The organism is Pseudomonas sp. Leaf58, from assembly GCF_003627215.1.
Taxonomy (GTDB): Bacteria; Pseudomonadota; Gammaproteobacteria; order Pseudomonadales; family Pseudomonadaceae; genus Aquipseudomonas.
The window spans coordinates 2,305,515-2,331,348 of sequence record NZ_CP032677.1 but is presented as its reverse complement, the minus strand read 5'-3'; the positions used below and the strand labels follow the sequence as shown (position 1 = coordinate 2,331,348).

General features: G+C 62.4%; 24 protein-coding genes. 18 read left to right on the top strand and 6 right to left on the bottom strand.

The annotated features are described in order from the left end of the window. Positions 1 to 24: 24 nt before the first annotated feature. Positions 25 to 1,050 (bottom strand): Ldh family oxidoreductase, encoded by a 1,026-nt coding sequence (locus DV532_RS10930; protein WP_056800964.1) that lies wholly within the window; start codon positions 1,048 to 1,050, stop codon positions 25 to 27. A gap of 142 nt (positions 1,051 to 1,192) precedes the next feature. Here DV532_RS10930 and DV532_RS10925 point away from each other — a divergent pair, with 142 nt between their 5' ends. The 11 genes from DV532_RS10925 to DV532_RS10875 all read left to right on the top strand — a co-directional run bounded on the left by DV532_RS10925 (position 1,193) and on the right by DV532_RS10875 (position 13,848). After that, positions 1,193 to 2,065, top strand: a complete 873-nt coding sequence (locus tag DV532_RS10925) for a MurR/RpiR family transcriptional regulator (RefSeq protein ID WP_056800962.1) — start codon at positions 1,193 to 1,195, stop codon at positions 2,063 to 2,065. 22 nt (positions 2,066 to 2,087) lie between these two features. Next, on the top strand, positions 2,088 to 2,840 hold the full coding sequence (locus DV532_RS10920; protein WP_056800960.1) for a transporter substrate-binding domain-containing protein: 753 nt from the start codon (positions 2,088 to 2,090) through the stop codon (positions 2,838 to 2,840). Positions 2,841 to 2,987: 147 nt separating this feature from the next. Beyond that, entirely contained in the window at positions 2,988 to 3,707 is a 720-nt protein-coding gene (locus DV532_RS10915; RefSeq protein ID WP_003247720.1) for an ABC transporter permease, read from the top strand. After that, entirely contained in the window at positions 3,704 to 4,414 is a 711-nt protein-coding gene (locus tag DV532_RS10910; protein WP_056800958.1) for an ABC transporter permease, read from the top strand. The genes DV532_RS10915 and DV532_RS10910 overlap by 4 nt, the downstream gene beginning before the upstream one ends. Positions 4,415 to 4,430: 16 nt before the next feature. Then, entirely contained in the window at positions 4,431 to 5,675 is a 1,245-nt protein-coding gene (locus tag DV532_RS10905; protein ID WP_056800956.1) for an FAD-binding oxidoreductase, read from the top strand. Between the two features lie 22 nt (positions 5,676 to 5,697). After that, positions 5,698 to 6,480 (top strand): amino acid ABC transporter ATP-binding protein, encoded by a 783-nt coding sequence (locus DV532_RS10900; protein ID WP_056800954.1) that lies wholly within the window; start codon positions 5,698 to 5,700, stop codon positions 6,478 to 6,480. A 358-nt stretch (positions 6,481 to 6,838) separates the two neighbouring features. After that, positions 6,839 to 7,648 carry a gamma-glutamyl-gamma-aminobutyrate hydrolase family protein gene (locus tag DV532_RS10895; RefSeq protein ID WP_056800952.1) on the top strand — a complete coding sequence of 270 codons (810 nt, stop codon included), beginning with the start codon at positions 6,839 to 6,841 and terminating at the stop codon, positions 7,646 to 7,648. 450 nt (positions 7,649 to 8,098) lie between these two features. Continuing rightward, a complete protein-coding gene (gene kdgD, locus DV532_RS10890; protein WP_056800950.1) occupies positions 8,099 to 9,010 on the top strand; it encodes a 5-dehydro-4-deoxyglucarate dehydratase in 912 nt (303 codons plus the stop codon). Between the two features lie 104 nt (positions 9,011 to 9,114). Then, the gene (locus tag DV532_RS10885) at positions 9,115 to 10,476 is read left to right on the top strand and encodes an MFS transporter (protein WP_056800948.1); all 1,362 of its coding nucleotides are present in this window, start codon (positions 9,115 to 9,117) and stop codon (positions 10,474 to 10,476) included. Between the two features lie 78 nt (positions 10,477 to 10,554). Further along, positions 10,555 to 12,108 (top strand): galactarate dehydratase, encoded by a 1,554-nt coding sequence (garD, locus tag DV532_RS10880; protein WP_056800946.1) that lies wholly within the window; start codon positions 10,555 to 10,557, stop codon positions 12,106 to 12,108. Positions 12,109 to 12,267: 159 nt separating this feature from the next. Then, entirely contained in the window at positions 12,268 to 13,848 is a 1,581-nt protein-coding gene (locus DV532_RS10875; RefSeq protein WP_056800945.1) for an aldehyde dehydrogenase (NADP(+)), read from the top strand. Positions 13,849 to 14,003: 155 nt separating this feature from the next. On the opposite strand, the gene DV532_RS10870 is transcribed toward DV532_RS10875, so the two are convergent. Beyond that, a complete protein-coding gene (locus tag DV532_RS10870) occupies positions 14,004 to 14,753 on the bottom strand; it encodes a FadR/GntR family transcriptional regulator (protein ID WP_056800943.1) in 750 nt (249 codons plus the stop codon). 177 nt (positions 14,754 to 14,930) lie between these two features. Between DV532_RS10870 and DV532_RS10865 the strand changes: the two genes are divergently transcribed. Together DV532_RS10865 and DV532_RS10860 are read left to right on the top strand one after the other, a co-directional pair. Next, positions 14,931 to 15,581: a DUF998 domain-containing protein gene (locus DV532_RS10865; protein WP_056801533.1), complete on the top strand. Its 651-nt coding sequence runs from the start codon at positions 14,931 to 14,933 to the stop codon at positions 15,579 to 15,581. 74 nt (positions 15,582 to 15,655) lie between these two features. Then, positions 15,656 to 15,985, top strand: coding sequence for a hypothetical protein (locus DV532_RS10860; protein ID WP_056800941.1), 330 nt, complete (start codon positions 15,656 to 15,658; stop codon positions 15,983 to 15,985). Between the two features lie 32 nt (positions 15,986 to 16,017). Here DV532_RS10860 and DV532_RS10855 read toward each other — a convergent pair whose 3' ends face one another. Together DV532_RS10855 and DV532_RS10850 are read right to left on the bottom strand one after the other, a co-directional pair. Continuing rightward, entirely contained in the window at positions 16,018 to 16,959 is a 942-nt protein-coding gene (locus DV532_RS10855) for a LysR family transcriptional regulator (RefSeq protein ID WP_056800939.1), read from the bottom strand. Between the two features lie 27 nt (positions 16,960 to 16,986). After that, on the bottom strand, positions 16,987 to 17,961 hold the full coding sequence (locus DV532_RS10850) for a quinone oxidoreductase (RefSeq protein WP_056800937.1): 975 nt from the start codon (positions 17,959 to 17,961) through the stop codon (positions 16,987 to 16,989). A 210-nt stretch (positions 17,962 to 18,171) separates the two neighbouring features. Between DV532_RS10850 and DV532_RS10845 the strand changes: the two genes are divergently transcribed. Continuing rightward, positions 18,172 to 19,080: a LysR family transcriptional regulator gene (locus tag DV532_RS10845; RefSeq protein ID WP_056800935.1), complete on the top strand. Its 909-nt coding sequence runs from the start codon at positions 18,172 to 18,174 to the stop codon at positions 19,078 to 19,080. On the opposite strand, the gene DV532_RS10840 is transcribed toward DV532_RS10845, so the two are convergent. Continuing rightward, positions 19,081 to 19,599, bottom strand: a complete 519-nt coding sequence (locus DV532_RS10840) for a DMT family transporter (RefSeq protein WP_056800932.1) — start codon at positions 19,597 to 19,599, stop codon at positions 19,081 to 19,083. A 215-nt stretch (positions 19,600 to 19,814) separates the two neighbouring features. Between DV532_RS10840 and DV532_RS10835 the strand changes: the two genes are divergently transcribed. Continuing rightward, a complete protein-coding gene (locus tag DV532_RS10835) occupies positions 19,815 to 20,621 on the top strand; it encodes a hypothetical protein (RefSeq protein ID WP_056800930.1) in 807 nt (268 codons plus the stop codon). Here the strand turns inward: DV532_RS10835 and DV532_RS10830 are convergent. Continuing rightward, positions 20,585 to 21,166, bottom strand: a complete 582-nt coding sequence (locus DV532_RS10830) for a hypothetical protein (protein WP_056800928.1) — start codon at positions 21,164 to 21,166, stop codon at positions 20,585 to 20,587. The genes DV532_RS10835 and DV532_RS10830 overlap by 37 nt on opposite strands. Before the next feature lie 225 nt (positions 21,167 to 21,391). Here DV532_RS10830 and DV532_RS10825 point away from each other — a divergent pair, with 225 nt between their 5' ends. From DV532_RS10825 to DV532_RS10815, 3 genes are all read left to right on the top strand, one after another. Continuing rightward, positions 21,392 to 23,524, top strand: coding sequence for a TonB-dependent siderophore receptor (locus DV532_RS10825; RefSeq protein WP_056800927.1), 2,133 nt, complete (start codon positions 21,392 to 21,394; stop codon positions 23,522 to 23,524). A gap of 256 nt (positions 23,525 to 23,780) precedes the next feature. Then, positions 23,781 to 24,080, top strand: coding sequence for a hypothetical protein (locus DV532_RS10820; protein WP_056800925.1), 300 nt, complete (start codon positions 23,781 to 23,783; stop codon positions 24,078 to 24,080). A 448-nt stretch (positions 24,081 to 24,528) separates the two neighbouring features. Beyond that, positions 24,529 to 25,833, top strand: coding sequence for a hypothetical protein (locus DV532_RS10815; RefSeq protein ID WP_306109955.1), 1,305 nt, complete (start codon positions 24,529 to 24,531; stop codon positions 25,831 to 25,833). Position 25,834: the final 1 nt, after the last annotated feature.

Below are 25,834 nucleotides of genomic sequence, written 5' to 3'. Positions count from 1 at the left end.
GGGTTCACCCGCGAAGAGGCCGGCTCAGCCAAGCAACTCTTTAAGTCCCTGCAACTCCTGCTCAGTCAGCGCCACCCCCTCCTCCTCGGCCACTTCGCGCTCGCGGTAACGCCGCTCGCCCGGCATGCGCGTCAGCCCCACCGCCTGCATCTGCTCCACCAGCTCGCGGCTGCGTTGGGCAAAGCGCTCGCCCTCGGCCTTGCTCGGGTCGATGACGATGATCAGCTGCCCGGTCCACGGCGTTTTCGCCCCCGGGTGCCCCGACCAGTCGAACTCCCAGGAGAAATGCCCGCCGGTCAGCGCCGCCGCCAGCAACTCGACCATCATCGACAAGGCCGAACCCTTGTGCCCACCAAACGGCAACAAGGCGCCGCCTTCCAGAATCGCCTTGGGCTCGGTGGTCGGCTCGCCATTGGCGTCCACGCCCATGCCTTCAGGCAATTGCTGGCCGGCACGCGCGGCAATCTGTACGTCGCCGTGGGCCATGGCGCTAGTGGCCATATCGAAGACGATCGGATCATGTTCGGCGCAGGGCGCGGCAAAGGCGATGGGGTTGGTGCCGAACAGCGGCTTGCGGGCGCCATGCGGCACCACGCAGGTCATGCTGTTGACCACGCTCAAGGCCACCAGGCCTTCATCGGCGAACGGCTCAACATCGGGCCACAGCGCGGCGAAGTGGTGCGAGTTATGGATCGCCAGCACGGCGATGCCGGCATTGCGCGCCTTGGCCACTAACAACTCACGGGCCTTCGCCAGCGCCGGCTGGGCAAAACCGCCAGCGGCATCGACGCTGACATAACCCGGCGCCACATCGCTGACCTTAGGCGTGGCCTGGCCGTCGACCCAGCCGCTGGCCAGGGTCGAGACATAGCCAGGCATGCGGAACACGCCATGGCTGTGGGCGCCATCGCGCTGGGCGCTGGCGCAGTTATAGGCCAGCACCTGGGCCACGCTTTCGCTGCAACCATGGCGCTGGAAAATGGCCTGCAACAGGTCCTGCAACTCGGTAAAAGGCACGCGCACGGTGGTGCTGGTGGAAAGTGCGGACATCTGAAGCTCCTTGTTGGAATTGGAATGGCTACAGCGTTGCAACGACAAAAACTTTCCTGCATGTGACAGCTATCTGTCAAATGTTGACTTGATGACAGAAAACATTCATTTTCTTCCCAAGCCTCACCCCTGGAGCCGCAGCATGAGCCAACCGATCAAGCAACGCCTGGAAAACAGCCTCGAAGGGGCCGCTGCCTCGGGCCGCAAGATCGCCAGCTACATGCTCGCCAATCTGCATGAACTGCCGTTCCAGACCTCGGCCAGCATCGCCGTCAAGCTGGGCGTCAGCGAATCCAGCGTGGGACGTTTCTGCCGCTCATTGGGTTATGCCCACCTCAAGGCGTTGAAGCAAGACCTGCAGAACGATTTGGGCGATGGCCCATGGCTGGTGGGCGACCGCCTGCAAGATTACCGCCAGAACCAAGATGCCAGCGACAACGCCGGCAGCCTGGAGCTGGAAATCGCTGCCCTGGTGCGCGTGCACGAGTATCGCCAGAGCAGCGCCTGGCACACCGTCGCGCAACGCCTGGCGAGCAAGCCGCGGGTATTCATCGCCGGTTTCCAGACCGAGCGCGGCATCGCCATGTGCATGAGTCACCTGCTGCAGTACCTGCGCGATGGTGTGCAATTGGTCGACATCAGCGCCGGGCACTTCGGTGACGTGTTGCTGGGCCGCGCCGAGGACAGCGCCTTGCTGGTGTTCGAGGCCCGCCGTTATTCCCGCCATGCCCTGCTGCTGTGCCAGAAGGCGCGCGAGGCTGGCATTGCGGTCACCCTGGTGACCGACCCCTTCTGTGACTGGGCCGATGCCAACGCCGACGAGGTGTTTCGCATCCCCACCGAGTTCAATCTGTTCTGGGAATCCACCTCGACCATGCTGTCGTGGGTGCACCTGATGGTCAACGAGGTCTGCAAGAAGCTCGGGCCAGATGTTGAAAAACGCTTGGAAGCAACTGCCGCTCTACATAACGAATTCGTCGGCTACACCTCGTGGTCGTCGGGTAAACAACAATAGCAAGAGTGCAATGAGGTGCGAGATGAACAAGACCATGGCCTTGGTGGGTGCGTGTGCCCTGCTGCTGTCGGGTGCCGCCAGTGCCGAAACCCTGCGTTTCGCCACTGAGGGCGCCTACCCGCCCTTCAACTATGTCGACGCCGATAACAAGCTGCACGGCTTCGATGTCGACATCACCCATGCCCTGTGCGAGCAGATGAAAGTCGAATGCACGCTGGTGGCCCAGGACTGGGAAGGCATCATCCCGGCCCTGATGGCACGCAAGTACGATGCGGTGGTCGCGTCGATGATCGACACCGAAGAACGGCGCAAGAAAATTGCTTTCACCGAACATTACTACCGCACCCCGCTGACCGTAGCCGTGGCCAAGGACAGCAAGATCGACGATGCCCAGACCAAATTCGACGGCTACACCGTCGGCGCCCAGTCGTCGTCCACCCAGGCCATTTACGCCGAAGACGTCTACGCCAAGGCCGGTGCCGACGTGAAGCTGTACCCGACCATGGACGAAGCCAACGCCGACCTCGCCGCAGGCCGCCTGGACGGGGTGATCGCCGACAAGTTCCCGCTGCACGAATGGATGACCAAGAACGGCGGGGATTGCTGCAAGATCCTCGGTGATGTGGCCGACACCAAGGCCGACGCTGCCATTGCCGTGCGCAAGGACGACGAAGCCCTGCGCCAGCGCCTGAACACCGCGCTACAACAGATCGTGGCCAACGGCACCTACCAGAAAATCGCCAGCAAGTACTTCGCTTTCGATATCTACAACTGACCTTAGAGCCCGTATCGCCTGATCGGGCCCTATCCCCGGCAAGCCAGCGCCCACAGGTAGCTCACTGACCTTGAAAACAGTGGGGTGCCTGTGGGGAGCTGGGTTTGCCGGCGATGAGGCCGGTAAGGTCAACACAAGGTGTTCGTCATGCTCGATCAATTGTCCTTGCTGTCCTTCGCCAGCGGAGGCTGGGGCCAGGCGCTGCTGGCCGGCGCGCTGGTCACTGTTTCCTTGGCACTGGCCTGCCTGCCCATTGGCCTGCCGCTGGGCCTGGTCGTTGCCCTGGCGGCGCGCTCGCGCAAGCGCCTGCCACGGGCCTGGGCCACTACCTTTTCCACCGTGTTCCGCGGCCTGCCCGAGCTGCTGACGCTGCTGATCATCTATTACGGCTGCCAGATCGCCGCACAGAAGATTCTCGCGGCGATGGGCTACCAGGGTGAGTTCCTGATCAACACCTTCCTTGCCGCGATGATCGCCTTCAGCCTGGTGTTCGCCGCGTTTTCCAGCGAGATCTGGCTGGCAGCCTTCAAAACCCTGCCCAAAGGCCAACTGGAAGCCTGCTCGGCGCTGGGCCTGAGCAAGCGCACGGGTTTTTTCAAGGTGCTGCTGCCACAGCTTACCCGCATCGCCCTGCCCGGCTTGTCCAACAACTGGCTGTCGCTGCTCAAGGACACTTCGCTGGTTTCCACCATCTCGCTGGTCGACCTGATGCGCCAGACCAACCTGGCGGTCAGCGTGACCAAGGAGCCGATGTTCTTCTATGGCGTCGCCTGCCTGGGCTACCTGCTGTTCGCGGCACTCTCCGGGCGCGTGTTCGCCTACATCGAACGGCGTAGCAACCGCCACCTGCAAGGAGCACGCGCATGAGCTTCGAACAACTGTTGGCGCTGGTCCTCGACCCAGACCTGCTGGAGCGCTACGGCCCGCGCTTCCTCGATGGCCTGCTGGTAACCGCTAAGCTGGTGGTGATTTCCTTCAGCCTGGGCGCCGTACTCGGCTTGTTGCTGGCCTTGGCACGCATGTCGCGCAGCCTGCTGCTGCAGCGTATGGCCGCCGGCTATGTGTACTTCTTCCGCGGCTCGCCGCTGCTGGCCCAACTGTTCCTGCTGTATTACGGCCTGGGTTCGCTTAAAGGCTTCTGGCAAGACGTGGGGCTGTGGTGGTTCTTCCGCGAAGCGTGGTTCTGCACGTTGCTGGCGTTCACCCTGAACACCGCCGCCTACCAGGCCGAGATCTTCCGCGGCAGCCTGATGGCCGTCGCCCCCGGCCAGCATGAAGCGGCACGGGCCTTGAACCTGAAGCGCTCGACCACCTTCTTCAAGGTGATCCTGCCGCAATCGCTGCTGGTGGCCATCGGACCGCTGGGCAACGAACTGATCCTGATGATCAAGGCCAGCGCCATTGCCTCGCTGGTGACCATTTACGACCTGATGGGTGTGACCAAACTGGCCTTCTCGCGCAGTTTCGACTTCCAGATCTACCTGTGGGCCGCCGTGCTCTACCTGGTGATCGTCGAACTGGTGCGGCGCCTGCTGAAACACCTGGAAGCCCGCCTGGGCCGCCACCTGAACTGACCGAAGGATACGTTCCATGCATTGCCAGACCCTTGTCCTCGGCGCCGGTATCGTCGGCGTCAGCACCGCGCTGCACCTGCAGGCCCGTGGCCGCCAGGTAATTTTGATCGACCGCGACGAGCCGGGCAGCGGCACCAGCCACGGCAACGCCGGGCTGATCGAGCGCTCCAGCGTCATCCCCTACGCCTTCCCCCGGCAACTGGGCGCGCTGCTGCGCTACGGCCTGAACCGCCAACCCGACGTGCGCTACAGCCTGGCGCACCTGCCCAAAGCGGCGCCCTGGCTGTGGCGCTATTGGCGCCAGTCGGCCCCCGGGCGCCTGGCCGGGGCCGCCGCCGACATGCTGCCATTGGTGCAGCGCTGCGTCGAAGAGCACGACGCACTGATCGCTGCCGCTGGCCTGGAAGGGCTGGTGCACGCCAAAGGCTGGATCGAAGTGTTCCGTGACCCAGCGCTGTTCGAGCAGGCCAAGGCCGACGCCAAAGGCCTGAGCCGTTATGGCTTGCAGTTCGAAATCCTCGAATGCGGGCAACTGCAAGCCCGCGAGCATCAACTGGACGCCACGGTGGTCGGCGGCATCCACTGGCTCGACCCCAAGACCGTGAACAACCCCGGCGCCCTCACCCGGGGCTATGCGGCGCTGTTCATGCAGCGTGGCGGGCAGTTCCTGCATGGCGATGCGCGTAGCCTGCGCCAGGCCAACGGCAAATGGCAGGTGGACAGCCGCCGTGGGCCGATCAGCGCCGACGAGGTGGTGGCCTGCCTCGGCCCGCAGTCGGCTGAACTGTTCAGCGGCCTGGGCTACCAGATCCCGCTGGCGATCAAGCGTGGCTACCACATGCACTACAGCACCCGCGACGGCGCGCAGCTGGAGCATTCCATCTGCGACACCCAGGGCGGCTACGTGCTGGCGCCGATGGCCCGAGGCGTGCGCCTGACCACCGGCATCGAGTTCGATGCCAGCAGCGCGCCTGGCAACCAGATTCAGCTGGGCCGCTGCGAAGCCCTGGCGCGCAAGCTGTTCCCGGCGCTGGGCGAGCGCCTGGACGACACCCCCTGGCTGGGCCGCCGGCCGTGCCTGCCGGACATGCGCCCGGTCATTGGCCCGGCCCCTCGCCACCCAGGGCTGTGGTTCAACTTCGGCCACGCCCACCACGGCCTTACCCTGGGCCCGGTCAGCGGCCGCCTGCTGGCCGAACTGGTCACTGGCGAGCGCCCCTTCACCGACCCCGCGCCCTACAGCGCGAGCCGTTTCGACTGAACCCCTGCGGGAGAACAACAACATGACCGCACCACTGAGCCTTGCCACCCTTGCCCCTGAAACCGACCCACGCCCGGTGCTGATCCGCATCGAGGGCCTGAACAAGCACTACGGCGCCTTCCACGTGCTGCGCGACATCGACCTGCAAGTGCGCGAAGGCGAACGCATCGTGCTGTGCGGGCCGTCCGGCTCGGGCAAATCGACCCTGATCCGCTGCATCAACCGCCTGGAAGTGGCCCAAAAGGGCAGCATCCAGGTGGACGGCATCGACCTGGCAGCCACCACCCGTGAAGCGACGCAGATACGCAGCGACATCGGTATGGTGTTCCAGCATTTCAACCTGTTCCCGCACATGAGCGTGCTCGACAACTGCCTGCTGGCCCCCACCAGCGTGCGCGGGCTGTCGCGCAAGGATGCCGAGGAACGGGCGCGCATGTACCTGAGCAAGGTCGGCATCGAAAGCCAGGCGCACAAGTACCCCAGCCAGTTGTCTGGCGGCCAGCAGCAGCGCGTGGCGATTGCCCGGGCGCTGTGCATGAAGCCACGGATCATGCTGTTCGACGAACCCACCTCGGCGCTGGACCCGGAGATGGTCGCCGAAGTGTTGGATGTGCTGGTGAAACTGGCCGGCACCGGCATGACCATGCTCTGCGTCACCCATGAAATGGGCTTTGCCCGGCAGGTGGCCGAGCGGGTGCTGTTCCTCGAGGGCGGGCAGATCATCGAAGACAGCCCACCGCAGGTGTTCTTCAACCAGCCGCGTACCGAACGGGCCAAGGCGTTCCTGGCGCAGATCCTGCACTGACACCTGTTCTGGCCTCTTCGCGGGCGTGCCCGCGAAGAGCCCAGTACAGACGACACCTTCATTGCACCGCTGCAAAGACCCAACTGCATCGTTAAATATTATTGACCGCCACCCCCGGCAAACCCACGCCGGCACAGGCCCGCATCGGTTTCAGCCCCCAAAAACCGGCGCATTCCCCGCCCCAATGCCCTCTCTCGTCGTTTGACATATCGAACGGCTCTGGCAAGCTATCTACAAGCCCCGACCGGCATCGTCGCCTCCGATGAGCCGGCAGTGCTCGGGGCTACAGGCTGCACCCCAGGCCCCGCGCCGTGCACCTGCACAACAACGACAGGCCGAACCTGTCCCAAGGTGACATATGTCCAACAGCAACATTGGCAACAAGCAATCCTCCCTGCGCAAACCCGTCGTCCTGATGACCATGGGCAGCCAAGAGCGCAAAGGCCATGACTATCAGGTCATGACCCACAAATACATCACCCCGCTGGTTGAGTTTTCCGATTGCGTCCCGGTACTGGTGCCCACCTGCTGCGGCATCGACGACCTCGAGACCTACCTGGACATGGCCGACGGCGTATACCTGACCGGCGCTGGCAGCAACATCGACCCGGCCCTGTATGGCCAGGACAACGAAACCCCCGGCAAAGGCCAGGACCAGAACCGCGACCTGTTCGACATCCCACTGGTCAAGGCGGCGATCAAGCGTGGCCTGCCGATCTTCGGTATCTGCCGTGGCATGCAGGAAATCAACGTGGCGCTGGGTGGCGACATTTACCAAAAGGTGTACGCCGAGCCTGGCTTCAACGACCACCGGGAAAACCCGGAAGACCCGGTCGAAGTGCAATACGCACAGGTGCACGGCGTGAAGATCAAGCCAGGCAGCTGGCTGCGTGAAACCCTGGGTACCGACGAGATTCGCGTCAACTCGCTGCACGGCCAGGGCCTGCACAAACTCGGCGCCGGCCTCGAGGCCATCGCCCATGCCGAAGACGGCCTGGTCGAGGCGATTCATGCCCCGAGCATTTCGCCGTTCCTGTTCGCTGTGCAGTGGCACCCGGAGTGGCAAGCAGCCAAGAACCCCGACTCGATCAAGATCTTCCAGGCCTTCGGCGACGCTTGCCGAGCCCAGGTACGCAAGGCGCAGGTCAAGCGCCAGCACGCTGCCTGACCGTTAGTTTCCTCTGCTTTGATCGCGGGGCGGCGCAAGGCCGCCCCCGTTTCCTCGGTCACCCTCTGCTGGTCCCAGAACACTTCCCGTGGAAACGGGCGGCGGGCTTGTGCCTGTCTCCGCGATCGTTTTTTCCTTCCCCCTTAAGAGATACGATGACTGGTCGCGGATAGTCTGCCGCCTGTGTCTTCTGCATCTTTGGTTGTCGCTTGTCCCGGCCTCTTCGCGGGCAAGCCCGCTCCTACAAGGGTTTTAATACGCAAATACGCCGCGCTACGCGTGTAGGAGCGGGCTTGCGCGCGAAGAGGTCGGTACAGGCAATAACACTTCCGCCCTACCCCCGCCACAAAAAATCTCAAGGAGGGACTAGTCATCGCTCATGTTGTACGATAACTTACCTCTAACGCAGAACAACACCCTTCACCCAAGCGCCACAGGATGCCAACAACAATGACGCCACAAGAACTGAAATCCATCCTCTCCCACGGCCTGCTGTCTTTCCCGGTCACCGACTTCAACGCCCAGGGCGACTTCAACCCGGCGGGTTACATCAAGCGCCTGGAATGGCTTGCCCCTTACGGCGCAAGCGCCCTGTTCGCCGCCGGCGGCACCGGTGAGTTCTTCTCCCTGGCCGCCAGCGAGTACAGCCAGGTGATCAAGACTGCGGTCGACACCTGCGCCACCTCGGTACCGATCCTTGCTGGCGTCGGCGGCTCCACCCGCCAGGCCATCGAGTACGCGCAAGAAGCCGAGCGCCTGGGTGCCAAAGGCCTGCTGCTGCTGCCGCACTACCTCACCGAAGCCAGCCAGGACGGCGTTGCCGCTCACGTCGAGGCCGTGTGCAAGTCGGTCAACATCGGTGTAGTGGTGTACAACCGCAACGTCTGCCGCCTGAATGCCGACCTGCTGGAAAAACTGGCCGAGCGCTGCCCGAACCTGATCGGCTACAAGGACGGCCTGGGTGACATCGAACTGATGGTGTCGATCCGTCGCCGCCTGGGCGACCGCTTCAGCTACCTGGGAGGCCTGCCGACCGCCGAAGTGTATGCTGCCGCCTACAAAGCCCTGGGCGTACCGGTGTACTCCTCCGCTGTGTTCAACTTCGTGCCGAAGACAGCGATGGACTTCTACCACGCCATCGCCCGCGACGATCACGCCACCGTTGGCAAGTTGATCGACGACTTCTTCCTGCCGTACCTGGATATCCGCAACCGCAAGGCCGGCTACGCCGTGAGCATCGTCAAGGCCGGCGCCAAGCTCGCTGGTTACGACGCGGGCCCGGTGCGCACCCCGCTGACCGACCTGACTGGCGAAGAGTACGAAATGCTCGCCGCCCTGATGGACAAAATGGGGCCGCAATAAGCGCCCCCCTGCGGCCTGCCCTTGCCGCCCCCGGAGTGGGAAGCCTCCACTCCGGTTACAATTCGTAAGCCCGCACAAAAATAACTAGTGGGAGTATTGCCAGCATGCAAGCGACTAAAAAGACGCATGTGCGCTACCTGATCCTGTTCATGCTGTTCTTGGTGACCACGATCAACTATGCCGACCGCGCGACCATTGCAATCGCAGGCTCCAGCCTGCAGAAAGACCTCGGCATTGACGCCGTAACCCTCGGTTATGTTTTTTCCGCCTTTGGATGGGCTTACGTGGCCGGCCAGATTCCTGGTGGCTGGCTGCTCGACCGCTTCGGCTCCAAGAACGTCTACGCCTTCAGCATCTTCACCTGGTCGCTGTTCACCCTGCTGCAAGGCTTTGTCGGTGGGTTGCCCGTGGCCTGGGCCGTGGTAACGCTGTTCACCCTGCGCTTTCTGGTCGGTTTTGCCGAAGCCCCGTCGTTCCCGGGTAACGCCCGTATCGTCGCGGCCTGGTTCCCTACCGCAGAGCGCGGCACTGCCTCGGCGATCTTCAACTCAGCACAGTACTTCGCCACCGCGCTGTTCGCCCCGATCATGGGCTGGATTGTCTTCACCTTCGGCTGGGAACATGTGTTCGTGGTCATGGGCGGCTTGGGCATCCTGTTCTCGTTCGTGTGGATGAAAACCATCTACAACCCCAAGCAACACCCGCGCATCAGCCAAAGCGAACTCGAACACATCGAGCAGAACGGTGGCCTGGTGGACATGGACCAAAAACGCAACAACAGTGGCCCCAAGTGGGGCTATATCAAGCAACTGCTGACCAGCCGTATGCTGTTGGGCGTGTACCTGGGCCAATACTGCATCAACGCCATTACCTACTTCTTCCTGACCTGGTTCCCGGTGTACCTGGTGCAGGAACGGGGGATGACCATCCTCAAGGCCGGCATCATCGCCTCGCTGCCGGCCATTTGTGGCTTCATCGGTGGCGTGCTGGGTGGCGTGCTGTCGGACTGGCTGCTGCGCCGCGGTCACTCGCTGACCTTCTCGCGCAAGCTGCCGATTGTCTGCGGCCTGCTGTTGTCGACCACCATGGTGTTCTGCAACTACGTCGACGCCGAGTGGATGGTGGTCGGCTTCATGACCCTGGCGTTCTTCGGTAAAGGCATCGGCGCGCTGGGCTGGGCGGTGGTCGCCGACACCTCGCCCAAGCAAATCGCTGGGCTGTCAGGCGGTTTGTTCAACACCTTCGGCAACATCGCTTCGATCACCACGCCGATTGTCATCGGTTACATCATCAGCGCCACCGGCTCGTTCAAGTGGGCCCTGGTGTACGTGGGTGCCAATGCCTTGGTGGCAGTGTTCAGCTACCTGGTCATCGTCGGCCCGATCAAACGCATCGAGCTGCGCGACGCCCCAAAGCCTGAGGCCGAGCCAGCCGCCAATGGCGAACTGGCGAGCTCGCGTCACTGAGTGAACACGCCTGCGCCCAGCAATTGCCGGGCGCAGGCGGATGTATAACGCCTGAGCAATCATCAGAAGGGCCCGAACATGCAGTTGATCGAACATTCCGAATCGCCTCGCTACGTGCGCCTGCACGACGACGACAATGTCGTGGTCGTGGTCAACGACGGTGGCCTGAGCGAAGGCGCGCGCTTTGCCGATGGCCTGACCTTGGTCGAAGGCGTGCCACAAAGCCACAAGGTGGCCACTGTAAACATTGCCAAGGGCGAGCCGGTACGGCGTTACGGGCAGATCATCGGTTACGCCCTTGAGGACCTGCGCCAGGGCAGCTGGGTTCAGGAAAGCCAGCTGGCCATGCCCTCGGCCCCCGCCCTGGACAGCCTGCCGCGCTGCGACGCCGTGCCTGATCCGCTGCCGCCACTCGAAGGCTTCACCTTCGAGGGCTACCGCAACGCCGACGGCACCGTCGGCACCCGTAACATCCTCGGTATCACCACCACCGTGCAATGCGTCACCGGTGTGCTGGAACATGCAGTCAAGCGCATTCGCGACGAGTTGCTGCCCAAGTACCCTAACGTCGATGACGTGGTCGCCATCACCCACAGTTATGGCTGTGGCGTGGCGATCAACGCCCGCGATGCCTATATCCCGATCCGTACCGTACGCAACCTGGCGCGCAACCCGAACCTGGGCGGCGAAGCGCTGGTCATCAGCCTGGGCTGCGAAAAGCTGCAGGCCAGCCAGGTGATGCACGACAACGACCCGTCGGTGGACCTGACCGAGCCGTGGCTGTACCGCCTGCAGGACGCCAGCCTGGGCTTTGTGGAAATGATCGAACAGATCATGCAACTGGCCGAAAGCCGCTTGCAAAAGCTCGACCAGCGCCGCCGCGAAACCGTGCCGGCCAGCGAACTGATCCTGGGCATGCAGTGTGGCGGCAGCGATGCCTTCTCGGGCATCACCGCCAACCCGGCGCTGGGCTATGCCTCGGACCTGTTGGTACGCGCCGGTGCCACCGTGCTGTTCTCGGAAGTGACCGAAGTGCGCGATGCCATCTACATGCTCACCTCACGGGCGGAAAACCAAGCGGTGGCAGACGCCCTGGTACGGGAAATGGACTGGTATGACCGTTACCTGCAGCAAGGCGCCGCCGACCGCAGCGCCAACACCACGCCGGGCAACAAGAAAGGCGGCCTGTCGAATATCGTCGAGAAGTCACTGGGTTCGATCGTCAAGTCCGGCAGCGGCGCTATCCAGGGCGTGCTCGGCCCGGGCGAACGGGTCAACCGCAAAGGCCTGATCTTCTGCGCCACCCCGGCCAGCGACTTTGTCTGCGGCACCTTGCAACTGGCTGCCGGCATGAACCTGCACGTGTTCACCACCGGCCGCGGCACCCCGTACGGGCTGGCCATGGCGCCGGTGGTCAAGGTATGCACCCGCAGCGAGCTGGCCCAGCGCTGGCCAGACCTGATCGACATCGACGCCGGGCGCATTGCCAGCGGCCGCGCGACCCTCGAGGCGCTGGGCTGGGAGCTGTTCCACTACTACCTGGACGTGGCCAGCGGCCGTAAGCAAACCTGGGCCGAACAGCACCGCCTGCACAACGACATCACCCTGTTCAACCCGGCGCCGATTACCTGATGCCCCGGCCTTGCGCAATCTTCGAACTGTTCCCACTCCCTGTGGGAGCGGGCATGCCCGCCAACACCGGCGAAGCCGGTGCCATATACCGAGTTGCCTGATTCGCGGGCGCGCCCGCTGCCACAGTCAATTCCACACTTAAGCCAACAGGAGCACCCCATGCCTGAAATCCTCGGCCACAACTTCATCGCCGGCCAGCGCAGCGCCGCTGGCACACAGCGCCTGCAAAGCCTGGACGCCAGCACTGGCGAGGCCCTGCCCTACAGCTTCGTCCAAGCCACCGAAAGCGAAGTGGACCAAGCTGCCAAGGCCGCCGCCGCTGCCTTCGCCGAGTTCCGCCAGCTGGCCCCGGCGCGGCGCGCCGAGTTCCTCGACGCCATCGCCGCCGAACTGGACGAACTGGACGACGCCTTCGTCGCCATCGTCTGCCGCGAAACCGCCCTGCCTGTTGCCCGTATCCAGGGTGAGCGCGGCCGCACCAGCGGCCAGATGCGCTTGTTCGCCCAGGTATTGCGCCGTGGCGACTTCCTTGGCGCACGTATCGACCTGGCCCTGCCCGAGCGCCAGCCCCTGCCCCGCGTAGACCTGCGCCAGATGCGCATCGGCGTTGGCCCGGTCGCCGTGTTCGGTGCCAGCAACTTCCCGCTGGCGTTCTCCACCGCCGGCGGCGATACCGCTGCGGCCCTGGCCGCGGGTTGCCCGGTGGTGTTCAAGGCCCACAGCGGCCACATGGCCACCGCCGACCTGGTCGGCTGCGCCATCCAGCGTGCTGCCGAGCGCACCGGTATGCCCAAGGGCGTGTTCAACATGGTCTTCGGTGGCGGCGTCGGCGAGTGGCTGGCCAAGCACCCAGCCATTCAAGCCGTGGGCTTCACCGGCTCGTTGAAAGGCGGTGATGCCCTGTGCCGCATGGCCGCCGAGCGCCCGCAGCCAATCCCGGTGTTTGCCGAAATGTCCAGTATCAACCCGGTGATCATCCTGCCGGGGGCCCTGGCCAAGCGTGGCGAGGCCATTGCCCGTGAACTGGCTGGCTCGGTGTGCCTTGGCGCCGGCCAGTTCTGCACTAACCCGGGCTTGGTCATCGGCCTGCAGTCGCCGCAATACAGCCAACTGCTGGCCGAACTTGGCCAGCAGCTGGACCAGCAAGCCGGCCAAACCCTGCTCAACGCCGGTGGCCTACGCAGCTATGTCGGTGGCCTGGAGCACCTGCACGCGCATGCCGGCATCGAGCACCTGGCCGGCCAGACGCAGGCAGGTAGCCAGGCGCGCGCCCAGCTGTTCAAGGCTGACGCCCGCCTGTTGGTCGAGTCTGACCCGCTGCTGCAAGAGGAAGTGTTCGGCCCGACCACTGTTGCCGTGGAAGTGCAGGACAACGAGCAACTGCGCGCCGCCCTGCTTGGCCTGCGCGGCCAGCTGACCGCTACCCTGATCGGTGAACCGGAGGACCTGCTGGCCTATGCTTGGCTGGTGCCGCTGCTGGAGGAGAAAGTCGGGCGGATCCTGATCAATGGCTATCCGACCGGTGTCGAAGTGTGTGATGCAATGGTGCACGGCGGGCCGTACCCAGCCACTTCGGATGCGCGCGGCACATCGGTCGGCACCCTCGCCATCGACCGCTTCCTGCGCCCGGTGTGCTACCAGAACTACCCGCAAGCGCTGTTGCCCGAGGCACTGCGCGATGGCAACCCGCTGGGGCTGCGCCGGCTGGTGAATGGACAGTGGAGTGACGGGGCAATCTGATTTCCCCCCACTTGAAATACGAAAGCCCCGGATTAGCGGGGCTTTTTATTTTCCGGTGTCCCGTCCTCTTCGCGGGTGAACCCGCTCCTACAACGGCGCGGTCCCTGTAGGAGCGGGTTCACCCGCGAAGAGGCCGGGACAGGCTAAAAACGGCTTCAGGCACCTTGCGCTTCAGCCTCTTCATGCGCCTGGCGCAAGCGCTCACGGCTATTGCTCAGGTGCATGCGCATGGCCATCTTCGCCCCTTCGCTGTCATGCCGGGCAATGGCTTCGTAGATCGCCTCATGCTCATGCATCAACCGGCTCATGTAATGCGCTTGGTCATCATGGGCCAGCCGCGCCGAATTCAGCCGAGTACGCGGGATGATGCTGGTGCCCAGGTGGTTGATGATGTCGGCGAAGTAGTGGTTGCCGCTGGCTTGAGCGATGCGCAGATGGAACTGGAAGTCTGCCGACACGGCATCGCTGGCGTGGGCCGCGCCTTCGTTGAGTTCATCCAGCGCCGCACGCATGCCGGCCAGTTGTTCATCGCTGCGCCGCTGCGCCGCCAGGCCCGCCGCCTCGATCTCCAGGGCAATGCGCAACTCCAGCACCGCCAGCACTTCGCGCAGGGTTACCACCGTCGCCGGGTCGATGCGGAAGCCGCCCGTGGCCGGCGCGTCCAGCACAAAGGTGCCGATGCCGTGGCGTGTCTCGACCTGCCCGGCGGCCTGCAACCGCGAGATTGCCTCACGCACCACCGTGCGGCTGACACCCTCCTCGGCCATGATCTGTGATTCGGTCGGCAGCTTGTCGCCGCGCTTGAGTTGGCCGCTGCGAATGCGCTCGGTCAGCACCGTGACCAGTTCCTGGGCCAGACTGCGCGGCTTACGCCGGGTCTTTGCCTGTACCTGCTGCTCTGTCATTGCCCTGTATTTCACCTTGAAAGACAGCGCTCATCATAGCGCAAGCAGTTGTACGATCACATACACACGGTGCGGTATTTCTCGACACGCTCGATTGAACGCTGGCAGTGCTGGCCCTACACCCAAGGAAGCCTGTACTGTGCGGCTTCACGCTTATCCATGGACGGAAACCACAGCATGAAAACCCTTGATCGCCTATTGCTCGCCAGTGGCCTGCTGATCCCTGCTTGGCTGTTGGCAGGCGTAGCGCTCACCGCCCAGGCTTACCCCGGTTACGACCACCTGCAACAGGCCATGAGCCAGCTCGGCGCTGTCGGTTCACCAACCCACAACTGGTCACCGCTGGTCAACAACTTCCCCCTCGCCGCCTTGTTTGCGTTGTTTGCCTGGGGCCTGGCGCGGCGCTGGCGGGGCTCGAAACTGGCGTTGCTAAGTGCGGCCCTGGTGCTGCTGCATGGCATCGGCAGCCTGGGTACCGGCTGGTTCCCCTGCGACCAGGGTTGCGCGCCGGCACAGCCGTCCACGTCACAGCAACTGCACAACCTGTCCGGCCTGTTGATGTTCCTCTCGCTGACCCTGACAAGCGCCGTGTGGGCTTGGCTGGGCAACCGTATTGCCGGCTCGCAGGCCTTCGCCCTGTTCTCCCTCGTCTGCGTAGTACTGGCGATTGTCACCGCCGCATTGATGGGGCAGGCGGCACAAGACGGCCAGTGGTTCGGCCTGTACCAGCGGCTGAACTATGGCGTGTCGGTGATCTGGGTTGCCAGCTTGGCTTGGGCCAGCCTGCGCGTGCCAGCCGCCAGGACGCTGCGCATGGCCGAAATCTGACGGCAAATTGCTGGCCCCCAGCACCTTTAAGCCAAGGCAAACTTCGTGTTCCTTCAGATGCTTAGGACAGCAATATGCGAGTACTTCTAGCAACGGTGGCCGGTTGCCTGCTGGCCTCACTCGCTTCCGTCGCCCAGGCGCGCGCGCTGAACCAGAACGATCGCCACACCTGCGGCTGGGGCGCGCAGATAGCCGCTGAAGCCCAGCAGGCCAAGCTTTCCGGGGTAACCCTGTATGCCACGCGCAAGAAGCTGCAGGTACGCAAATTTGCCAAACCCTGGATGCGCATGACTGCCTTTGGCATTACCGAGCAGACTTACAACAGCCGCTCGCGGCTCAAGCCTGCGGCGATCAAGCAGACCTACTACGAGCAGTGTGTACAGCATGCTCTAGCAAGGCGTTAATTTGCTATTTATCAAGTATTTATGATGCAAACTTAACACCGTTCATGAGCCTGTAAATGGCGCCAAGGGGCGCCGGCCTCGAAGCGTGCTTCCAGCCAGGCTTTGAAGGCCCCCACGGCGGCGGTGTTAAGGCGCGCGGTAGGCCGCACCAGGTAAATGCCCGCCGCCACGTCCAACTGCCATTGTGGCAGCACGCGCACCAAGCGCCCGCGGGCCAGGTCCTCGCCCATCAGCCAGTCACCCCCGGCCAGAATCCCCACCCCACGCCTTGCCGCCTCCAGCAGCGCTTCGTTGTCGTTGCTGCGCAGGCTGCCGGCGACCTTGACGCTCACCTGCTGCCCAGCACTCATCAGCCGCCATTCAGGAAAGCTACGTAAGCCACTGAAACTCAAACAATTATGAACTGCCAAATCCTCTGGCTGAACAGGTACGCCATGCCGGGCCAGGTATTCGGGCGACGCACATAGGATGCGCAGGTGATCACACAGCTTTTTAGCCACCAAGCGATTGTCCGCCAACTCACCAATACGGATGGCTGCATCAAAGCCCTCGCCAATCAGGTCGACAAAGCGGTCGGCATATTCGGCCTCCACCGTCACCTGTGGGTAGGCCAGCACAAAGTCAGCCAGCATCCCGCTCAACCAGCGCCGGCCCATGGCAGCCGGCAACGCCAAGCGTAAACGCCCTCGCATTGTTGCGGCGCCTTCGGCCGCCTCCTGTTGCGCTTCGACGAGCAGGCGGCTGGCTTCACGCACCTTGGCCACCAGCCGCTCGCCTGCATCGGTGAAGCGCAGCTGCCGCGTACTGCGCTCAACCAAGCGTATGCCCAAGCGTGCTTCCAATGCGCTCAGGCGCTTGGACAGCACGGTGGGGTGGCGCTCCAACTGCCGCCCGGCAGCAGCAAACGAGCCCTGCTCGTGCAAGGCCAGCAAGGTGGCAAGTTCATCGGCGCAGCGGCTGTCGAAGGCATCCATGGCAAGGCTCGGCGGTGGCTTGGGGCATCAGGCAGTGAGGATCAGCGCGCCCTCCGACAGCCCCTGCTCCAGGTCCGCGTGGGCCCGGGCCGCATCGGCCAGCGGGTAGTGACGCCAGACCCGAGGCTGGATGATACCCTCGGCGACCGCCGCCAGCACATCGGCGGCACGTTGCTGGTACTCGTCGACCGTGCGGGTGTGCGCCGCCAGCGAGGGCCGGGTCAGGTACAGCGAACCTTTGGCATTGAGCGTGGCGACCTCGATGGCCGCCGGCGCGCCGGAACTGCCGCCGAACGACACCAGCAAGCCACGCACCCGCAAGCTGTCCAGCGAGGCTTGCAGCGACACCTTGCCGACACAGTCATAGGCTACGTCCACCCCTTGGCCCTGGGTCAGCTCACGCACCTGGCCGGCCAAAGTGGCCGCGTCGAACACCAGCACATGGTGGCAGCCCGCGGCCTGCGCCCTTGCCACGCTTTGCGGGCGCGACACCACGCCAATCACCGTCGCCCCCAGATGCCGCGCCCAGGGCGCCATCAGTTGGCCCAATGCACCGGCTGCGCCGTACAACAGCACTTGGCTACCCGGGCCCACGGCATACGTGGTTTTCAACAGATACTGCGCCGTGATGCCTTTGAACAGCACGGCGGCGGCGGCCTGGTCATCCAACTGCGGCGGTAACTTGACCAGGCGCTCGGCCGGGTACAAGCGGCCGCTGGCGTAACCGCCAAGCGGGCCCATCGCATAGGCGACCCGGTCGCCCACCTGCACGTTGTGCACCCCCTCGCCGAGGGCCGTGACCTGCCCAGCGCCTTCCAGCCCCAGCCCACAGGGCAATGCCAGCGGGGCACCGCCCTTGCGTTGCAGCACGTCAAGCGGGTTCACGCCCATGGCTGTCTGCTCCAGCCAGACTTCGCCAGGCCCAGGAGGTAGTGGTTGCAGGGGTGCCAGCTGCATGACATCGGCAGTGCCGGTGCTGTTGAGAATGATCCGCGTAGCCATGATCGAATCCTGCTGAGTGGTTGTTCGTCTCAGGCTAATCAGGTGGGCAAAGTTGAACAATCAGGCAGAATGCAGATGATTTCTGCACCGGTTGCAGCAATTTAGTCTGTGCCCAGCAGCCGACCGCACAGCGGCCCCGACAAACACCATGCCCCTGGGTATTTGTTAAGCTGATTTAAACCGTCGGACAGGACCAAGGCCATTCACCCCATGGATGAACTGCGCAAGATCGACCTCAACCTGCTGCTTGCCCTGCACGCCCTGCTAAGCGAAAAGCACGTCACCCGCGCCGCCCTGCGCCTGCACCGCAGCCAACCTGCGGTAAGCCACGCCCTGGCGCAGTTGCGCACGCACTTCGACGACCCCTTGCTGGTGCGCCAGAACGGCCGCTTGGAGCTAACCACCCGCGCCCAGTCCCTGGCCATGCCGCTGCAGGACGCCCTGGGCAACCTCAATGGCCTGCTGGCCGCCGCGCAGTTCGAGCCCGCCAAGGCGCAGCGCCGCTTCAGGCTGTCGCTGTCCGACTATTCCTCGCGGATTATCCTGCCACCCCTGCTGCGTCACCTGCGCCAGGTGGCACCTGGGGTGGACCTGGCCATCAGCCAGGCCAGCCGTGAAACCATGCAGGCCCAGTTGCTCGACGGCGAACTGGACCTGGCCCTGGGCATCTTCCCGGAACTGCCCCAGGCCATCACTGCTCAGCCGCTGTTCGCCGACAGTTTCATCAGTGTGGCCGATCAGCAAGTGCTACCGGCCAGTGGTGGCCTGGCCCTGGCCGACTGGCTGGCCCGCCCGCATGTGTTGATGGCCATGCGCCCGGATGCCTTTGACGAAATCGAGCGTGCCCTGGCCGCCAAAGGCCTGCGCCGGCGGATCGCCCTGGCCTTGCCGCATTGGAGCGCCGCTGTCGAGGTGCTGGCCGGCACCGACCTGATCCTGACCGTGGCCAGCCGTGCAGTAGGTTCCCTGCGCGATCACCCCATGCTGCGCCCGTTCGAGCCGCCGCTGGTGATCCCTTCGTTCGACTACCAGCAGGCCTGGCACAGCCGCAAGGACAGCGACCCCGGCCATCGCTGGCTGCGTGAAACCGTGTGGGCCTGCAGCCAACCGGGGCGCTGATCAGCTTTCTGGCTGTTTCAGCACGGCTGCGGCACTAGCCGGCGCGCCCGCCGCCCAGGTGCCTTGCACCAGCAGCGCACCGCACAGGATTAGCCCAACACCCACCAGCCTGGCCAGGTTGAGTGGTTTGCCGCCCAGCCCCATCACCCCGAAATGGTCGGCGACCACCGCCGTGATGATCTGCCCCGCCACCACCAGCACCAGAAACCCCGCCGCACCCAGTTTAGGGGTTAGCGCCGCAGCGCCGGCCACATACATTGCCCCCAGCACACCGCCAACCCACAGCCACCAGGGCCCCTGCAAGGCCTTGCCCAAGTCTGGCGCAGGCACCCTGAGAAGTAGCAGTGCAGCAATGACAACCAGCGAACTTACCGTCAACGAGGTGAATGCGCCCCACAACCAGTGCCCTAGCGCCCGGCCGACGGCGGCATTACCCGCAGCCTGGAACGGCAGCACGGCACCGGCAAGCAACGCCAGGGCAAAGGGCAGCGCCAGAAGGCACAGGGTTTTGCTGAACATGGCAGATTTCCTTAGCGTCAAATGTTCAGGCAATGATCAAAAAAACCTCGCCACGCTGGGAAATTGAAAGTGTGCACCTGGGTTATTCGCCGTATGGATACCATGCCTGATACGGCCAATTGGGCTAGCATGCTGCGCAGCCGCGGCACCCTGCCGCCAAACCGGCAAGGCACGGCTGAAACCAGACGGAAAACGTATGTGATGGAGCACATTCGATGACAGCTGAACGCACATTCCTGATCGATCACGGGCAGTTGCCCACCCGCAACCTGGCCGAATGCCTGGCAGTGAATCAAGCAACCCTGGTTGGCGCATTGGCGGGCCAATTGCCCGAGACATTGATCCAACAGTTAACCCATTGCGCCGAACAAACCCGCGCGCTGGGCCTGTCGAAAAAAATCGCCGCCATTGGCCTTGCCCTTGGGCAGTGGCTGGAGCCTGCACCTGCGCACCTGCGCCAGCAAGTGTTCGAGCAGTGCAGCGCACACGGCTCTGATACCGTGCGCAGCTGGGCGGCCTTCGCGCAGGCGCACCTGTCGCGCACGCTCGACCTTGAGGCTGCATTGCAGGCCCAGTTGCGTTTTGCGGGTGATGACCATTTTGGCGTGCGCGAATGGGCCTGGCTGGCCTTGCGCCCGCGCCTGGCTCAGGCGCTGGAAAACGCCCTTGTCCTGCTCGCTCGACATGCCAGCGACAGCAACCCATTGGTACGCCGCTTTTGCATCGAGGTGCTGCGCCCGCGCGGCGTTTGGTGCGAGCACATCGCCGCACTCAAGCAGGCGCCGGAAACAGCCGAGCCCCTGCTGGTGCCCCACCTGGCCGAAACCGACAAGTATGCCCAGGACTCGGTTGCCAACTGGCTCAACGATGCCAGCAAGACTCGGCCCGACTGGGTAATCCAGCTGTTCGAACGGTATCCGCCGTCATGCAAGGCATCACGGCGGATCTATACGCGGGCAACCCGTAGCCTGCCCCAACAGAAGGGTCAGCGCGAAGTTTCGACGCGCAGTACTTCTGTGTAGATCGCGTCGACTGTCTGGCCGACCTTGAGGTTTTTCATGCGTGCCTGCAGGTCAGGGTTCTCAACCTTGACCACCTGCAGTTTGCCCTCAGGCGGTAGCAGGCTTACTTCGTGCTTCTTCAGGTCGATCTTTTTGATTTGCGAGGTGACCTTGACCTGGCGGAACGCCTCGCCGCCGGGGTTGGGGTTGTTGGCCGTGGCGCGGATGGTACCGGACTCCTCAGTCGCTTTCGGCGCGCCGCCCACTTCGGGGTTGAGCACATAAGCCACCGCGCGGGTCACATAGATATCAACCTGGTCACCCACCTTGAGGTTGGGCAGCGCTTTGGCCTTTTCCGTGAGCTGGAAGGTGACATCCTTTTTGTCGTCGGGGCCTTTCACTGTGACTTGGCGGTTAGCCAGGTCGATGGCCGTCACCTGCGTGGTGACGTGGCTTTCTAGCGCCTCACTGCCGATAGGAATACCGGCAGCTTGCACCGTGAAGCTGGCGACGGAAGCCAGCGTGGCAAGGGCAACAGCACGAGCGAGAGAGCGAATTTGAGTCATAGGCCTGCTTCCATGTGATCAAGACCGGGTAAGTGCGTGAAATGTTGCTGCGCTAACAAGCATAGCCGTTACCCGCCGCCTTGCCGCCCGAGCCCTCCTGCGACGCATTTCGTCATTTTTTTGCCTGCGGCACCCTTGCGAAAGCAAATGCGAACTCTTTACACTTGCTTTACATTTACAAATCATTACTATTCGCGACTTCAAATAACAATTGAGTCGTCGGTAATGGCAAATATGTCTGTTGCTCCAGCATCCCTATCTGTGCTTGGCCTTCTGGTTGTACCTGCTGTTTACGCTGCTGCCACCCCCGCAACCCAGGGCAGCCTCGCCCTGCCTGCCACCGCTGTCACCAGCGCCTACGAGCAGCAAAGCTACAAGGCCAGTGAAAGCCGCAGCGCCCTGAAAATCGACGCGCCATTGCGCGACATCCCGCAAACCGTCAACGTCGTGCCCGAGAGCGTGATCAAGGACCAGGGTGCGCAGTCCATGGAAGACGTGCTGAAAAACGTGCCCGGCGTGGGCCTGTCCAATGGTGACGGCCAGCGCGACCAGGTCACCATTCGCGGCTTCAGCGCCATTGGCGACATGTACATCGACGGTGTGCGCGACGACGCCCTGTACTTCCGCGACCTGTCCAACATCGAGCGGGTCGAGGTGATCAAGGGCCCGGCCGCCGTGCTGTATGGGCGTGGCTCTTCGGGGGGCCTGATCAACAGCATCAGCAAGAAACCAAGCTTTGCGCCCAAGCGTGAAGTCGGCATGAGCTTCGACAGCGAAGGCAAGCGTCGCACCCAATTCGACACCGGCTGGGCCGACCCGCAAAGCAACCAGGCCTACCGCGTGACCGGCGCCTTCGAAGACAGCGACACCTTCCGCGATGATGGCTACATCGACCGCAAGGCTATCGCGCCGTCGGCCTACTTCCGCCTTTCCGACGACCTGGAACTGAACCTGGGCGCTAGCTACCTGTACGACAAGCGCCTGATCGACTTCGGCATCCCGGCGCTGGGCAACCGCCCAGTAGATGTGGACCGCGACAAGCGCTTCGGCTCCGGCGATGCCGACCAGGACTACGCCCGCAGCGAAGTGTTCTCGCTGACCGCCAGCCTGGACTATCGCATCAACGACGACTTCACCCTGACCAACACCAGCCGTTACTACCACTACGACCTGGACCGCAACAACACCCTGGCCGACAGCAGCCCGACGCGCTTCGTCACCGCGCCCAACGGCGAACTGCTGGTCAAGCTCAACCGCGGCAACGTCGCTCGCGACGAATACGGCATGTTCAACCAGACCGAGCTCAAGCAACAGGCGCAGTTGGCCGGTATGCAGCACAACCTGTTGTATGGCGTGGAAGTGGGCTTCCAGGACAAGTACCAGCGAGTGCTCAGCCAAACCAACGTGGCCCAGGTACCGGTGTATCGCGACGCGCTGGTGCCGGTACCGGATCACGCCGCCAACCTGTCGTCCAAGGGCACCAACTTCCAGCAGACCACCGGCCTGTACGTGCAGGACTTGATTGAGCTGAATGAACACTGGAAGGCGCTGGTCGGCGTGCGTTACGACATTTTTGGCCAGGAGTACGACGACGACCGTTTGCAGAACGTCGACCTCGACCGTACCGACAAGACTTGGAGTCCGCGTGCCGGCCTGGTTTACCAGCCGGATGCCATCCAGTCCTACTATGTTTCGGTCAGCCGCAGCTACCAGCCCTCGGGCGAGGTGTTCGCGGTCAGCCCGACCAACCAACACCTGGAGCCGGAAGAAACCACCAACTACGAAATCGGCGCCAAGTGGGACCTGCTGGACAGCCGCCTGTCGCTGACGGCGGCGGTATTCCGCCTTGAGCGCACCAACATGAAGACCGCTGACCCGGCCAACCCCAACTTGACCGTGCTGGCCGGTGAGCAACGCACCGACGGCTTCGAAGCCACCGTCAGCGGTCAGCTCACGGATAAATGGCAGATCTATGCCGGCTACGCCTACCTGGACGCCGAAATCACCAAGTCCAACAGCAAGACCAATGGTGTAGCCAACGAAGGCCAGACCCCTACCCTGACGCCACGTAACAGCGCCAACGTCTGGCTGGTGCGTACCCTCACCCCGCAATGGCGCGTGGCCGCCGGTGCCAACTACGTCGATGAGCGCTACACCGCACTCGACAACGTGGTGGTGATGCCGGGCTACACCACCTTCGACGCCGCGCTGCTGTACAGCGTGCCGCAGTGGGATGCCGCGCTGCGCCTGAAGAACGTGTTCGACCGCGACTACTATGCCTCCGCACACGGCTCGGTGGACCTGATTACCCCGGGTGCACCGCGCACGCTGGAAGCCAGCTTCAACTACCGTTTCTGATCGCTGGCAAAATGTGCAACCTTGCGCGCCCTCTGTAGGGTGCGCTTGGCAAATGAACCCCGTGACGACGCCATAGTTCACCGTTGCGCTTGAATGGCATATCCTGTGGCAGCATCAGACTTGTTCAAATCCGCAGGCTTGCGCACCTCTTGTAGGAGTGGGCTTGCCCGCGAACACGGGCGGAGCCTGTGCTATCCACTGCGTTGCCTCACTGGCTGAAAGCCCTAGCAACCAACGCCTACCCAGGAGGCAACACATGAGCAGCAAAGCGTTTTGCCCCTACACGCCCTGGGCACTGACCACCCTGCTCGCCCTCAGCCTGGCACTCACCGCCGGTTGCTCCAGCAAAACCAGCAAGGCTAGCTATGCAACGCCACCCACAGGCTCCAATTGTTTCGCCAAAGCCGTCCCCACCACCGGCGAAGGCGGCCTGGCGTGGGGTAATACCCTGAGCATTGCCCGGCAGAAGTCGCTGAACAACTGCGTGCGCTATGCCACTCGGTCGGGGGGCACACCGAGAACCTGCCAAGTAGTAATGGCCAAGTGTAAAAACTGAACGTATATAAATAAGAAAATAAACTAAGAAATTTCTTACAAACAAAACCACTCAACTCCCTCCCCCAAACCACGCTCAAGCAGCGACTAATCAAGTCAAATATATTCTTACACTTTAGACCTCGACTAAAAAGCGACAGCCGAGGCATTGTCTTGCCACTGAAACACGCAATCAATCCCTTAACCCTGGCAATCAAAGTAACTTTCCTACAACAAACATAATATAAAAATACTCCACACTCGCACGACGCACATCCGCATCGAGATACATGCATTCCATGAAATGTATGGGCAACACACTTCTCAGCCGTGAAGCAGGCTTTTTCGCTTATTTCATGATCGACAAAGGTTGCCCCTGAGCAAGGAGCTCTCATGACAGACGCCTCCGTCAGCAGCGCCACCTCCGGCCCAGCCTGCAGTGCACGTATGCCGAGAAAGCGCTGGGGCTGTTGGCGGCGCGCTATCAGATTACCGGGCAGGCCATCGCGGAAAATCCATTTAGCCAGGAGGTGGAGAAGTACCTGAAAAGCGGTATGGCGCAGGTTGAAGAGATGAAAGCGCTGCGCGTCTCTGGAAGCCGAACTGTGTCAATCGAATTGACCACCACCGCGCGGGTGAAACCCAATTTTCTCGGGTTACTGACATCGGGTGTTGGCGGTGGCTTGAACGCAGGGATGCTGTGGTTCAACGTGGTGTCGCTCAAGACCGCCTACAACAGCCTGCAGCAGAACAATGCACCGGAATACACCATGGGGTTCGCTTCATCGATTTTCGGGGTGATGGGTGCGGCGGCAGCGACACTGGTGAGCGTGCGGGCAACGCAAAAAGCCGTGATGCTGAGGTTGAGTTCAACAGCACCTGGAATGGCCTTTGGCAATGGAATTATAAAGTTTCTAAATAGTAATCTTTTTGCGCGGATATCAGGCTACCCGGCAATAATATCAGGACTATTCTCAGATGGTTTTAAGGCAGTACGCCAATGGCAGAACGGCAACCTTATTTCAGGTCTATATACAGCGACTGGTGGTACAACAACTGCTGTAGGATCAATTCTTATTCTAGAAGGAAGCCTTGCCATCGCTGGCACGACAGTTCTAATCCCCTTTGCGGGTTGGACGGCAGCGGGGATTATTTTGATCGGAGCCGCTTTAATGGGTGGTGGTCTGCTTCTCCACTCAATGGCCCATTCCCGCCTTCACAGCCCTTTAGAATTATGGGCCAGTAGAAGCATCTTCGGCACAAGGGAGAACGACGGCGAAATCCGTGAAAATATAAAGCTGAACTTCGAGAAAAAACTCCCACCTTTTCGCCATATACAGGAAGAAGTTGAATCATGGCAGATTGAATACTTCTCACCGAGAACTCTATCAGCGCCGGACTCACAACAGCTCGGCTTAAGCGGTCTCACGACAAACTTTAATATAAACAACGAATGGCCAACGCCTGACTGGGCAACAATAATCCATAGCCACACTATTGAGACAGAGCCAACACTAAATATAGCTATAATTTTGCCAGAGTTCATAATAGGCCAAAGCGAATGGTCAGGGAGCTTAGTGAGCCAGAACCTAGATAAAACTACAACCACCCTCCACACAACACCTGATTGCTACATAACCCCAGCAGGGTTAGTCATTCATTACAAGGCTAGAGCCAAGCAAATCAGGTCCGCCACACTAAAACTTAACTACTTTACCAATCAAAGGCTAAACAACGATACCCCTTCCATTGCCATCATTCATCTGGAGCGCTAAA